The 12,626-nt window shown below is 41.2% G+C and carries 13 protein-coding genes; 7 read left to right on the top strand and 6 right to left on the bottom strand.

The window, feature by feature from the left end; all coding sequences use genetic code 11:
* The first annotated feature begins 2 nt into the window (after window positions 1–2).
* A complete protein-coding gene (locus FB6_RS08210; RefSeq protein WP_174559534.1) occupies window positions 3–449 on the top strand; it encodes a DUF2726 domain-containing protein in 447 nt (148 codons plus the stop codon).
* A 50-nt stretch (window positions 450–499) separates the two neighbouring features.
* Here FB6_RS08210 and FB6_RS08205 read toward each other — a convergent pair whose 3' ends face one another.
* Complete coding sequence (locus FB6_RS08205) at window positions 500–739, bottom strand: hypothetical protein (protein WP_174559533.1); 240 nt, start codon at window positions 737–739, stop codon at window positions 500–502.
* A 153-nt stretch (window positions 740–892) separates the two neighbouring features.
* On the bottom strand, window positions 893–2,635 hold the full coding sequence (locus FB6_RS08200; RefSeq protein WP_174559532.1) for an FAD-dependent monooxygenase: 1,743 nt from the start codon (window positions 2,633–2,635) through the stop codon (window positions 893–895).
* Window positions 2,636–2,825: 190 nt separating this feature from the next.
* On the opposite strand from FB6_RS08200, the gene FB6_RS08195 reads away from it, so the two are divergent.
* Entirely contained in the window at window positions 2,826–3,710 is an 885-nt protein-coding gene (locus FB6_RS08195; protein WP_174559563.1) for a LysR family transcriptional regulator, read from the top strand.
* Between the two features lie 77 nt (window positions 3,711–3,787).
* Here the strand turns inward: FB6_RS08195 and ubiA are convergent, their stop codons facing one another.
* Both ubiA and FB6_RS08185 read right to left on the bottom strand, forming a co-directional pair.
* The gene (gene ubiA / locus FB6_RS08190; protein ID WP_174559531.1) at window positions 3,788–4,666 is read right to left on the bottom strand and encodes a 4-hydroxybenzoate octaprenyltransferase; all 879 of its coding nucleotides are present in this window, start codon (window positions 4,664–4,666) and stop codon (window positions 3,788–3,790) included.
* A gap of 18 nt (window positions 4,667–4,684) precedes the next feature.
* The gene (locus FB6_RS08185; protein WP_174559530.1) at window positions 4,685–5,173 is read right to left on the bottom strand and encodes a chorismate--pyruvate lyase family protein; all 489 of its coding nucleotides are present in this window, start codon (window positions 5,171–5,173) and stop codon (window positions 4,685–4,687) included.
* Window positions 5,174–5,351: 178 nt separating this feature from the next.
* Here FB6_RS08185 and FB6_RS08180 point away from each other — a divergent pair, with 178 nt between their 5' ends.
* Window positions 5,352–6,281, top strand: a complete 930-nt coding sequence (locus FB6_RS08180; protein WP_174559562.1) for a polysaccharide deacetylase family protein — start codon at window positions 5,352–5,354, stop codon at window positions 6,279–6,281.
* A 61-nt stretch (window positions 6,282–6,342) separates the two neighbouring features.
* Here FB6_RS08180 and FB6_RS08175 read toward each other — a convergent pair whose 3' ends face one another.
* Both FB6_RS08175 and glnA read right to left on the bottom strand, forming a co-directional pair.
* Window positions 6,343–6,618: a hypothetical protein gene (locus FB6_RS08175; RefSeq protein WP_174559529.1), complete on the bottom strand. Its 276-nt coding sequence runs from the start codon at window positions 6,616–6,618 to the stop codon at window positions 6,343–6,345.
* A 90-nt stretch (window positions 6,619–6,708) separates the two neighbouring features.
* Window positions 6,709–8,124: a type I glutamate--ammonia ligase gene (gene glnA / locus FB6_RS08170; protein ID WP_174559528.1), complete on the bottom strand. Its 1,416-nt coding sequence runs from the start codon at window positions 8,122–8,124 to the stop codon at window positions 6,709–6,711.
* Window positions 8,125–9,103: 979 nt separating this feature from the next.
* On the opposite strand from glnA, the gene FB6_RS08165 reads away from it, so the two are divergent.
* From FB6_RS08165 to FB6_RS08150, 4 genes are all read left to right on the top strand, one after another.
* A complete protein-coding gene (locus FB6_RS08165; protein WP_217427330.1) occupies window positions 9,104–9,688 on the top strand; it encodes an anthranilate synthase component II in 585 nt (194 codons plus the stop codon).
* Between the two features lie 17 nt (window positions 9,689–9,705).
* Window positions 9,706–10,752 carry an anthranilate phosphoribosyltransferase gene (gene trpD, locus FB6_RS08160; protein ID WP_174559527.1) on the top strand — a complete coding sequence of 349 codons (1,047 nt, stop codon included), beginning with the start codon at window positions 9,706–9,708 and terminating at the stop codon, window positions 10,750–10,752.
* Window positions 10,753–10,768: 16 nt separating this feature from the next.
* Window positions 10,769–11,575, top strand: coding sequence for an indole-3-glycerol phosphate synthase TrpC (gene trpC / locus FB6_RS08155; protein WP_174559526.1), 807 nt, complete (start codon window positions 10,769–10,771; stop codon window positions 11,573–11,575).
* Window positions 11,576–11,869: 294 nt separating this feature from the next.
* Complete coding sequence (locus FB6_RS08150) at window positions 11,870–12,559, top strand: Smr/MutS family protein (protein ID WP_174559525.1); 690 nt, start codon at window positions 11,870–11,872, stop codon at window positions 12,557–12,559.
* Window positions 12,560–12,626 lie beyond the last annotated feature (67 nt).

Below are 12,626 nucleotides of genomic sequence, written 5' to 3'. Positions count from 1 at the left end.
TTGTGTTCGATTCAAGTCAATCCACTTTTTTCATTATTGGTTGCATTGCCACCCTGGCTTTGCTGACTATTGTTTTTCAGCAACTCTTTAAGCCACGTCAAAAGTTTTTTCCTAAACGAGTGATTACCCATTTTGAAAGCAAGATGTTTATGCGGCTGAAAGAAACCTTTCCGCAACACCATATTCTTGCTCAAGTCGCCTTTAGTGCTTTAATTACTAACGATAACTTTAAGATTCGCAATAAATTTAATCGTAAAGTCACCGACTTTGTTTTATTGAACCAAAAGCTGGAAGTAGTCGCCATTATCGAACTGGATGACCCCAGCCATATTGGCAGAGAACAACTCGATGCTGAACGTGATGCCATGCTGCATGAGGCGGGTTATCAGGTCTATCGTTATACTGATATACCCAGTACACAAAATTTAAGAAACGATATTTTAAATTAGTTCAACACGCATCAAAAAGCCACCTTATCGGTGGCAAGTAAAATACATATTTAATGATCTTGCTGTGCAGATGGCGCAGGTATCGCTTCTGAAGCTGATTGTTCTGCTGCCTCGCGCGCTTTGATCCGCTGCAACATTTCAGCTTGTTGCTGTTTATATTTTTGCTGGTTTTTTTCGTCACTGCTAACTGCCAAATAAGCCATGCTCACCAGAAAAATCGGGATAAGCAATCCAAGGCTCATCAGAATGATCATCTTCTTGGGATTGGACTTCGAGCCTGACTGCGACATAATCAACACCTGTTAATTTATAAACACACTAATTTTTCCAGCTCAATATAACAAATCCCTGAATTGTCTCAACAGGATCATTCACTTCGTTTGTAAATCGACCTCAAAAAGCAGGTCGAAGCCGGCAGTTTTCCGGTCAAAACCAATCCAGAGTTAGACAGTAAGCTGAATTTTCTCCAATACTTCTTGTAAAATTTTTACATAATCAAAGTCAGCTTCAGGCTTGCCCTGCATTCGCCAAGCCACATAACCATCCGGACGTACCAGTACAGCCCCCGCTTCATGGATTTCAGATTTTTGGTTCCATGTTCCATAAACATCGCGATATTCGCGGGAACCAATTTGAATCACATCCAGATAAGGCAGATTCAATGCCTGCACTGCATTTTTCCAGCCTGTACCGGACAGCCCCGTCAGTAATGTAAAACGACCATGCCCTACAATATCCAAAGTGGATTGCTTCCGCCCTTTGGCATCAATCAGCCAAGTATGCGGTACTTTTGCACCGGGACGTGTCGTTGCCTGCAAATAAAGCTGCTGATCTTGACTAAAGGTTTCCGGTACTACTTCCGCAATGACCGCATTTGAATCATAACGCTGATTCAGCTCTACTCCTTGAGCATTAAATTCGAAATGTTTAATCTCGAGCGCATGGAATAACTTTTGACGAATTTCTGCACCGGTATCATCCTCAGCAAAAATCCGCTGCAACATGTCTGCCTGTGTCGTCACCCCCTGATCAAAGCCAAAGACATCTTTCAGATGCTTATAGTCAAAGCGGGATTGATTGGCACGGGCGACAATCTGTTTGCCCACAGGTGCACGTTCAAGCGTATAAGAGTCCAATAAGCTTTCTTTTGCCCAGCCTTTCACCGCATACGCCAGTTTCCAACCCAAGTTAAAGGCATCCTGCATGCAGGTATTGGAACCCAGGCCACTCGAAGGTGGATGACGATGCACAGCATCACCGCCACAGAATACCCGTCCCGCCGAATATTCTGTCGCCCAGGTCTGATTGACATACCAATACGACAGTTTTTCAATTTCCACGTCCTGAACTTCAGCACCGACAAAGGCGTTCAGGCGCGCACGCACCTGTGCTTCGGTTACCTGTGGCTCACCTTTACTGATGTCAAAGCCCCATCCCATAATCCACTGATTCCACGGCGTAATGGCACGTAGGAGTCCCATACCCAAATCACCAAAGCTGGCTTCAGGATTGACAATCCATTGCAGAATTGCCGGACGATGCTGCACATATTGACTTAAATCAGCTTTAAAGGTGACATATACCGTACCGGCGCGTGCCATGACCCCTTCCAGCGGCAGATTTAACTGCTCGACAATTTTTGAACGTGCTCCATCCATCCCCACCAGATATTTGGCACGCAAACTAAATTCGGTATTGCTAATCCGGTTCAAAAAAGTCGCTGTTACCCCATGTTCATCTTGGGTATGAGACAGATATTCAGTATTGAAATTATAAATGGCACCGCGTTCAGCAGCATTTTTAACTAACAGCGCTTCCATTTTAGGCTGAATTAAATCCACCAATGGACACGGGCTGCCTTTAACATAATCACCATGACGTTCATCCCCAGTACCCCATGCACTCAGACGAGCAATTTCCTCACCGATTAGACTGGTGGTGATCAGGCTTTCCCCCATCTGTTCCCAAGGTGTGGCTATCTGCTTAACTTGTTCTTCTATACCTAAATCACGTAATACTTCCATGGCACGCTGATTGGTAATATGCGCACGTGGACTGTTCGCCAGCCAGTTAAACTGGGTAAAAAGCTGGACGTTAACCCCATAATTGGCCAGTGCCAGCCCCAAGGTTGACCCTGCAGGACCTGTTCCCACCACCAGCACATCCGTATCAAATTGCTCAGACATCACCTACTCCTTTTTCCATGCCACCGTTTAGCTGCCTGGTGTCAGTGTAAGCAACAACTTTATTTTGCAGAACACGCATAGGCTTAAACTATGGTTGCATAGTTTTTAGGTCTACCCTATTTCATAATCTTATTTGCAGCATTTGGATATGATGCATGCAGTGCAATCCGGTTTAAGCCTATGGTCAATTATGGAATTACGTCATTTAAGATATTTTGTCAGTGTGGTTCAGCAAGGCAGTTTCACCAAGGCGGCCGAAAAAATGTTTACAGCACAGCCGTCATTAAGCCAGCAGATTAAAGACCTGGAAGAAGAAGTTGGGGTATTACTGTTTGACCGCTCTTCTAAAAAAATCCGCCTGACCGATGAAGGCGAAGCTTTTTTACCTTATGCACAAAATGCTTTAGAGAATGCCCAGCTGGCCATTTCCGCTGCACGGCAGGTGGCCTATAACAAAAACAATCAGATTTATATTGGCTTTTTAAATGTGGCAGAACTGAAGGTCATGCCTTTAATTCTAGATAAGCTTAAACAGCAGATTCCAGATCTACAAATTCATATCCAGAGCCTGACCTGCCTTGAACAAATTCAGCGTCTAAAGAATGCCGAACTCGACCTGACCTTTACCCGTTACGCCGTACAGCACAATGATTATGAAAACATATGCCTGATGACTGAAAAAATCTATGTCGTGGCAGCAGAGAAACTTCATCCTTCCAGACATCAGATTAGCCGTGACTACCTGAGCAAACAGAACATCATCATGTGTGAACAAAGCGCCTCACCGGTCTTCTATGAAAAGATCAATCAACAATTGCAGCTAAAACAGCTACCACTTCATCAGATGCTTTGGGTAACCAATGTGCTGCAACATATCAACATGATCAATATGGGGATGGGCTTTAGTTTTGTTCCGGAATACTTGCTGAAATTTCTAGCGGATCACGTTCAAGTAGTAGCGACTGAATTTGAGCTTCCCACACTGCAGCTGTACGCCAGTTTTAGAAAAAACTCAAAAAATGCAGCACTACATTTCATTAGCGAGGAATTGAAGCTGCAAACCCAGTTGGCCTGATCATCCAAACATCAGCTCATAATAAAAAAGTATCCCTATGGATACTTTTTTATGGCGATTTTTACTGCAAATGATCACTAAAGCAAAGCGAGCACAATTCCGGCAAATATCATCACCCCGACCCAGCGATTATGACGGAATGCCCAGAAGCAACGCTGCGGATCACGATCCCGGGTTTTGGTCCATTGATAGATAAAATCAGCAGCCACACATAACAGCGCGATTAAACCGAATGGCAGGAATAGATTTTCCAGATATAAAGCAGCACCAATCAATATAAGGCTCGTCAATTGCAACACTGAAATGATCTCAATATCGTATTTTCCGAATAGAATTGCAGTGGATTTGACTCCAATTTTTAAATCATATTCACGATCGGTGATCGCATATTGAGTGTCATATGCCACCGTCCACGCCAAGTTACCAAAGTAGAGTAACCAGCACGTTAAATCTGGTGTTTGCCCTACTGCGGTATAGGCCATAGGGATTGACCATGAAAATGCAGCACCCAAAAATACTTGTGGTAAATGCGTATAGCGCTTCATAAAAGGATAGATAAAGGCTAAAAATAAGGCACCAAACGACCAATAGAACGTTTCAATCGGCAAGAAAAATAACGTGCATGCGCTCGCGAGTACTAAAATAAGGAACACATAAATAGCTTCTTTAGCACTGATTATGCCTGTCGCCAGCGGACGAGTTTTGGTTCGTTCGACAGCGCCATCAACTTTACGATCTGCAAAATCATTAATTGCACAACCTGCTGCACGCATACAAATTGTCCCTATAATCATAGGTACTAAAATCGCCAGTGATGGCATGCCCTGATTGGCAATCCAAAGCGCCCACATGGTGGGCCAAAAAACCAACTCTGTGCCAATTGGCTTATCAAAACGACACAAATAATAATATGCTTCTAAGCGTTCACGCCACGTAATTTGCTGTACCGTTGCCATGCCTGTCCTTATCCAATCTTATTTAGACTGCTGAATATATTGTTCAAACGCAGGTAAAAATGTCTCCTGCACAATAAATTTACAGCCATGCCAAGTATAGCAGCTCTGACGTGTCCAACCATCTTCAAGCCATAGCACTCGACGCTCACATGCAGGATTTGTACGCTGAAATAAAAACCAACCTATCGGCTTCGTACCAATGTGTTTAAAAAGTCGTGCTCGCTGATTTAAACTTAAAATAGGAAATATGGATTTCGCTTTTACCCACGGCTGTTTTTGATTGCCATAAAGATAACTTTCACGCACCCATGAAGTATGCTGTATCGGCATTTTCATCCACTGCGCATCACGTCGATTTAAACGCTGATAATCTTCTTTTAATGGCTCAACTTGAAATGTTCCACCTGCCAAATCTGTCAATTGCTGTGTCAAAGACCCAGAAGCATAGAGCCAAATTTTTAACGCTTCCGGTATTTGTTGTAATTGAAGTTTCGCTGCGGTCCGCATAACCCTCGCCTTTATAAAACCAACATTATCAATGCATTTATGCATGATGTTAATTATACACACCCTTGCCTTTTGACGGACAGATTTAAAGTCATTTATGTTAATGTATGAAGACCACCACACTGACCCCAAACCTAAAATAACCGGACTTATAAAATTCATCGCGAATATTTCAATAATGATAAAGCACAAGACAAAATCCGAAAAATCTCTAAAAAATTCACTCTGTATAGCGAGCTTATTTACGTTATATACAATAACCCAAGCCAAAGAGCTTGCACTTAGTTTTGATGATGGAGTTAATCCACAGCAAAACCCTAAAGCAGTTCAAATTAATCAACAGATTTTAGATCAACTTGCAGAACATCAAATTAAATCGATTGTATTTCCAAGCCTTGTTAAAATTGGTGACTATCAAGGTAAACAACTGATTGCAAATTGGGGAAAAGCGGGACATCTGATTGGTAATCATAGTGCATTACATCAAAACCTAAATAAATCAAATATCACCACACAACAATACATCCAAAGCATTCAGGATGCTGACCTTGTCCTAAATACCCTGCCTCGATATAAACGTATTTATCGCTATCCATTCTTAAAGGAAGGAAATACCGTCGAAAAACGTGACGCTGTATATCAATGGCTTAAAAACAACCAATATGCTTTAGGCGGTGTCAGCATAGATGCCAGCGATTGGTTTTATAATCGTAAATATTTGCAATATACCAAACAAGCCGATACTGAAAAATTACAGCGCTTAAAACAAGCTTATATTTGGCATTTATTAAACCGTGCAGAATATTATGATCAGCTCGCAGTTCAAACCCTGCAACGCTCACCAAAACACGTCTTATTGCTACATGTAAATCAAATTAATGCAGCCTTTTTATCAGATGTTGTCACGGCATTTAAACAGCAAGGTTGGACATCTATCTCTACGAAACAAGCATTTGATGAGCCAATTTATACACAGCAAAGTCGCAATATCCCGGCGGGTGAAAGTGTAATTTGGTCGCTTGCTAAAACTCAGGGAAAAGAACTGTGCTACCCTGCTGAAGACGCGCCTTATGAATTAGAAAATTTAAAACAGCATCAGCTTGATTGAACTTTGATGATTTCACACTCACTCTGAAATACTTCAGTCAACGCCATTCAAAAATACTGAATTAAGCATTATCCGTCTTGGCAATTACTTCATATTTACCTTGAGGTGTTTTTACCAAGACCAGTCCCTCAGCACTGATATAAAAGCTTTTAGGATAATTAAAATCCAGTGCAAGTTCTGGATTTTTTAAAGCTACAAATGCCGCTTGCTTATACCCTTCTAGCGTGCGCCCAACTTCAAGATAAGTTACTTCTGAAAAATTCAACTTAAAGCCCTTTTCATGATCTTTGGGATCAATCCAGGGAAAAAAACCAGTGTGCTTTTTACGCTGAGCCATTTTCATTTACATGCTTAAAATAATTAAACAGATGATACAAAAAAACCCGCACAAGGCGGGTCTTTTTTTACAGTGAAATTCTCGGAAAAATTACAGGCTGTAGTACATGTCAAATTCAACTGGGTGAGTAGTCGTGTTAAGACGACGTACATCTTCAGTTTTAAGTTCGATGTAGGCATCAAGCATTTCTTTAGTGAACACGCCACCTTTAAGCAAGAAGTCATGATCCGCTTCAAGTGCTTCAAGCGCCATTTCTAGGCTATGAGCAACTGTAGGGATTTTAGCTTCTTCTTCAGGAGGAAGGTCATACAAGTTCTTGTCAGCAGCTTCACCTGGGTGAATCTTGTTTTGGATACCATCAAGACCAGCCATCAACAATGCAGCGAAACCTAAGTACGGGTTCATCATTGGGTCAGGGAAACGTGCTTCAATACGTTTGCCTTTAGGGCTAGAAACGTAAGGAATACGGATAGAAGCAGAACGGTTACGTGCTGAGTAAGCAAGCATAATTGGCGCTTCGAAGTGTGGCACTAAACGTTTGTACGAGTTAGTCGATGGGTTTGTGATCGCGTTCAATGCGCGTGCATGTTTGATCACACCACCGATGAAGTACAATGCCATTTCTGAAAGGCCTGCATATTCATCACCAGCGAACAAGTTCTTGCCATCTTTAGAGATAGACATGTGAACGTGCATACCAGAACCGTTGTCACCAACCATTGGTTTAGGCATGAAAGTCGCAGTTTTAGCGTATTGGTGCGCAACGTTCCAAACAGCATATTTAAACTGTTGAACTTCGTCAGCTTTACGAACCATAGTGTTGAAACTTACACCAATTTCAAGCTGGCAAGATGCAACTTCGTGGTGATGTACTTCTACACGGCCTGGGCCCATGATGTCTTCAATTTTTGCACACATTTCTGCACGCATATCTTGTGAAGAATCAACTGGTGGTACTGGGAAGTAACCGCCTTTAACGCGTGGACGGTGACCAGAGTTACCAGCTTCGTAATCTTTACCTGTAGACCAAGCAGCTTCTTCAGCGATCAATGTGTGGCGAGCGCCAGACATGTCGATGTCCCATTTCACTTCGTCAAATACGAAGAATTCTGGTTCTGGACCGAAGAATGCAGTATCACCGATACCAGTTGATTTTAGGTATTCTTCTGCACGGCGAGCGATAGAGCGAGGGTCACGTTCATAACCTTGACCAGTAGATGGCTCGATTACGTCACAAGTTACCACAACAGTCGCTTCAGCGAAGAACGGGTCAAGGAAACATGTTTCAGCATCTGGACGTAAAATCATGTCAGAAGCTTCAATGCCTTTCCAACCAGCAATTGAAGAACCGTCAAACATTTTGCCGTCTTCAAAAGTATCTTCGTCGATTGTATCTGCAGGGTAAGTTACGTGTTGCTCTTTACCCTTAGTATCAGTAAAGCGAAAATCGACCCATTTTGCGCCACTTTCTTGGATGAGTTGAAGGACCTTGTTCGCCATGCTCATTTTGCTCCGATGATTTTTTGTTGCACCTGCTAAGTGCGTGTTAGTAGTTGGTGTCTATTAAGCAAATCTCGTACCAACTTTAAAAAAACAAAGTTAAAATACTGAATTCTTTATCAGAATAGAAGATTTAAGCCCTTTGCTTTGCCGCTATTATACTGTGTGTAAATGTAAATGCACCATATTCAAACACTCATAATTACATTTACTTAAAAAGCTGCTTTTAGTGTACCAAATTGGTGCGTATTTATTTTTAAAGTGTGTCTTAAACTGATTTCTTCTGCTATTTGAACACAAATTCATCGAAGCAGGTCTAAATCAGCACTTAACAATAAGTTAATCATTATCTTTATGATTTTATTAATAAATATATACAATATTCAGCTTTAGCACAACAATACCCCATAAACCTCGCATAAACACTATATTATTATTTTATAAATATTTTTTATTAATTTTGTTGTTAAAATTAAAATATTTCAAACTGCCAAAATAAAGAAATACTCTGCGCCATTTTGGTGACAACTATATTTTTTTATTTCTGCTCATAGATGTTCTTTTATGAAGCTTAGCTTCAAGTGATCAAATTAAAGCAAAAACCAATTTCCCAAATTACTTACTTATAGTAAGTTTATTACTAGAATATATTTAAGAATTTCAACTCTGCATTTTAATATCAAGTCAGATGCCATGGTATATAAATAAGTTGTGTTCGATAGCTAAAATCACCGCTATTGAATTTTATACAGTCCGGGTAAAATCAGCCAGTTTATGCTCATACAGTGATTTTACTTAAATCATTATCATAGAAATAGTTCAGCAGAAAATGCTTATTTTTTGCTATGATTATTCACGCTCCATTTTTTACGGGTTTTGAGTGCCGCTATTTGATTAAACCACTCAGCCCTAAAGCCAAACAATGTGAGTATTCTTGGACTATTCGAGCACAGTTAAGTGCATAATTTCAAAGGTTAAAACGCTCATGCTTTTGATGATCGACAACTATGACTCTTTTACCTATAACATCGTGCAGTATTTTGGCGAGTTAAATCAGGAAGTAAAAGTAGTCCGTAATGATGCTGTCACATTGGAAGATATCGAGCGATGGCAACCGAAGTATTTGGTCATTGGTCCTGGCCCATGTTCACCTTCTGAAGCTGGTATTTCCATTCCGGCCATTCAGCACTTTGCCGGCAAAATTCCACTGCTCGGTGTCTGTCTGGGACATCAAGCGATTGGGCAAGCCTTTGGTGGACACATTATTCGCGCAAAAAAAGTCATGCATGGTCGTTTATCGGAAATGTATCACAGCGATAAGGGCATTTTCAGCAACCTCCCTTCCCCTTTTTCGGCAACTCGCTATCACTCGCTAGTGATTGATCAAGCGACATTGCCTGAATGTCTGGAAGTCACTTGCTGGACCAATGAAGAAGACGGCTCTATGGAAGAAATTATGGGTGTTAAACATAAGACATTGCCGGTTGAAGGCGTGCAGTTTCACCCTGAATCGATTCTGAGCGAGCACGGTCATCAAATCTTCAAAAACTTTCTGGAAATTTACGCTTAATTCGGTGCCATACAATTATGAATATTCAACAAGCTTTAAATAACATCACGAAAAATATTGAGCTCACTCAACCGCAAATGGAAGATGTGATGCGCACCATCATGCAAGGTGAAGCAAGCCCTGCACAAATTGGTGCCTTAATGATGGGCTTACGCTTAAAAGGCGAAAGTATTGACGAAATTACTGCTGCAGCGCGTGTGATGCGTGAATTTGCCATCAAAATTGATGTCAGCGACCTGCCGCATTTAATTGATATTGTCGGTACAGGAGGCGACGGTCAAAACCTGTTTAACGTTTCAACCGCGTCTAGTTTTGTGATTGCAGCAGCGGGTGCCACCATTGCCAAACATGGTGGCCGTGGCGTGTCTTCTAAATCAGGTTCATCGGATTTACTGGAACAAGCCGGCATTAACCTTGATCTGAGCATGCAACAAACTGAGCGTTGTATCCGTGAAATGGGCGTCGGTTTTCTGTTTGCACCGAATCATCATAAAGCCATGAAATATGCCGCTGGCCCACGTAAAGAGCTAGGCTTCCGCAGTATTTTCAACTTGCTTGGCCCGCTTACGAATCCGGCTGGGGTAAAACGTTTCGTGATTGGCGTATTCTCGACAGAACTTTGCCGTCCAATGGCCGAAGTATTAAAACAGCTTGGTGCTGAACACGTGATGGTAGTGCACTCTAAAGATGGCCTGGATGAAATCAGCCTTGCTTCTTCAACTTATGTGGCTGAACTGAAAGATGGTGAAATCACTGAATGGGAAATTCAGCCTGAAGCAGTCGATATTGAATCACAAACCTTAACAGGTTTATCTGTGGATAGTTCTGCTGAAAGTTTGGCATTAATCAAAGATGCATTAGGCAAGAAAAAATCTGCCCTGGGTGAAAAAGCGGCCAATATGATTGCGCTCAATGCAGGTGCCGGTATTTATGTATCAGGCTTAACCAGTAGCTATAAGCAAGGTGTGGCATTGGCGCATGACATTATCTATGGCGGACAAGCTTTAGAAAAAATGGGCATTTTGGCTGAATTCACCAAAACTTTAAAAGAATACGAAGCTTAAGACTAGGACACGCAACATGGTAGATATCGCAAATACAATTTTGGGTAAAATTGTAGACCGTAAACAGCAAGAATTTGCTGTCCGTCTTAAGCAACGCAGCTATAAAGATGTTGAAAAACTGGCACAGGCCGCTACGCCTGTGCGTGGTTTTGCACAAAGCTTAATGTCTAAACGCCCTGGAGTGATTGCTGAAATCAAGAAAGCATCTCCATCGAAAGGTGTAATTCGTGAAAACTTCAACCCTGCTGAAATTGCACAGCAATATCAGGATGCAGGTGCAGCCTGTTTGTCTGTATTGACCGATGTGGATTTTTTCCAGGGCGCAGATGAAAACATTCAGATTGCACGTACGAACTGTGACTTACCTGCGCTGCGTAAAGACTTTTTGATTGACCCTTATGGTGTGATTGAAGCACGCGCATTACATGCCGACTGTATTCTTCTAATTGTGGCTTGTTTGTCTGACCAGCAATTGGAAGAAATGTCTAAAACAGCCTTTGAACATAACTTAGATGTATTGGTTGAAGTGCATGATGAAGATGAACTGGAGCGTGCTTTAAAACTTTCAGATCGTTGCTTATTGGGTGTAAATAACCGTAATTTAAAAACATTTGATGTCGATTTAAATACATCATTACGTTTGAAAAAATTGCTCGAGCCTTCTCGCCTACTTGTGACAGAAAGCGGCATTGCAACACCTGCTGATGTTGCAATGATGCAAGAGCATGATATTCATGCTTTCCTAGTAGGTGAAAGTTTTATGAAGCAACCTCGCCCTGATCAGGCTTTTAAAGAGTTGTTTGGTGTACCAAAGGCTGTTTAATTTTTTTATCAAACTTGTAATTCATTGAGTTAAAACCTAATTGCCTTAATTAGGTTTTAACCATTCTAAATGATAATTTATCTATTTCTTTTCTAACTTAAAAATATCAAAGTAAACCTATAGTTCATTATTAGCTTTTAAAACAAATCCAAAACTGGCCCTTATTACGCAAAACAAATATCCCTCAATAGACGGAAAATATGCAATAAACAGAGTGAATCCAATTCAGTTCAAATCAAATCCATTTCGGTCTATAATTTACTTAAATTTTTGCATCTTTTCCGTTTTTTCAATATGAGCAAACACGATTCTTCGCTTTCTAAAGATCAATACAACTTACTGAAATCTTTTAAAAAGCAAATTACGAATCCACATTCCTCTAACATTGCCAAACAGCCTGAGCCAAAGGCAAAGACTGTTGAGCAAGAGCAGGAAGACGACTTCGCATTATTCCAAAAGCAAATGCAAGGTGTTCAGAAAATGAATACCAGCAATATTGCGAAAATGGATAAAGCAAGCCGTAAAAAACCGGATGCGCAAACTTTAGCAAAACGTGCTGCAGCAACCGGTCCTATGGAAACAGATCATGCCGAATTATCTGATACACAAGCCATGCTCAATCCGGTGGCAAGCCAAGCCGCACTTAGCTACCGCATTGCAACTTTGCAACATAAAGTGTTTGAAGATTTAAAAGCTGGTAATCTGCGTTGGTTTGAAGCGGTCGACCTGCATGGCTGTACTGTGGAAGAAGCACGAATTGCAGTGTTGCAGATTATTCAGATGGCCAAAGATGAAAATCAGAATGTCATTAAAATCGTGCATGGCAAAGGTCCAGAAGCTATTTTAAAAACCTATGTGAATGGCTGGCTACGCCAACACCGTGATGTTTTAGCATTTGTCAGTGCTCCTGAAAACCAAGGTGGCACCGGTGCAGTTTTAGTTTTACTTAAACGAAGTGAAAAAAATCCTAAATTCAAACAGTAATCGGAATTTTTCCCTAAAACAGGGCATTGTAGCGGTTTTCTGCTACAATGCCGTCCTTGTTCAATAT

This window comes from Acinetobacter bouvetii (assembly GCF_902753875.1).
GTDB classification, from domain to species: domain Bacteria; phylum Pseudomonadota; class Gammaproteobacteria; order Pseudomonadales; family Moraxellaceae; genus Acinetobacter; species Acinetobacter bouvetii_A.
This window is presented reverse-complemented; position numbering and strand designations above follow the sequence as displayed.

Excerpts from the sequence above, each read along its gene's own strand:
- trpC (WP_174559526.1), top strand. The coding sequence starts at position 10,769 with ATGGTAGATATCGCAAATACAATTTTGGGTAAAATTGTAGACCGTAAA.
- FB6_RS08175 (WP_174559529.1), bottom strand. The coding sequence starts at position 6,618 with ATGGCTCAGCGTAAAAAGCACACTGGTTTTTTTCCCTGGATTGATCCC.
- trpD (WP_174559527.1), top strand. The coding sequence starts at position 9,706 with ATGAATATTCAACAAGCTTTAAATAACATCACGAAAAATATTGAGCTC.
- FB6_RS08205 (WP_174559533.1), bottom strand. The coding sequence starts at position 739 with ATGTCGCAGTCAGGCTCGAAGTCCAATCCCAAGAAGATGATCATTCTG.
- glnA (WP_174559528.1), bottom strand. The coding sequence starts at position 8,124 with ATGAGCATGGCGAACAAGGTCCTTCAACTCATCCAAGAAAGTGGCGCA.
- FB6_RS08200 (WP_174559532.1), bottom strand. The coding sequence starts at position 2,635 with ATGTCTGAGCAATTTGATACGGATGTGCTGGTGGTGGGAACAGGTCCT.
- FB6_RS08165 (WP_217427330.1), top strand. The coding sequence starts at position 9,104 with ATGCTTTTGATGATCGACAACTATGACTCTTTTACCTATAACATCGTG.
- FB6_RS08185 (WP_174559530.1), bottom strand. The coding sequence starts at position 5,173 with ATGCGGACCGCAGCGAAACTTCAATTACAACAAATACCGGAAGCGTTA.
- FB6_RS08195 (WP_174559563.1), top strand. The coding sequence starts at position 2,826 with ATGGAATTACGTCATTTAAGATATTTTGTCAGTGTGGTTCAGCAAGGC.
- FB6_RS08180 (WP_174559562.1), top strand. The coding sequence starts at position 5,352 with ATGATAAAGCACAAGACAAAATCCGAAAAATCTCTAAAAAATTCACTC.
- FB6_RS08150 (WP_174559525.1), top strand. The coding sequence starts at position 11,870 with ATGAGCAAACACGATTCTTCGCTTTCTAAAGATCAATACAACTTACTG.
- ubiA (WP_174559531.1), bottom strand. The coding sequence starts at position 4,666 with ATGGCAACGGTACAGCAAATTACGTGGCGTGAACGCTTAGAAGCATAT.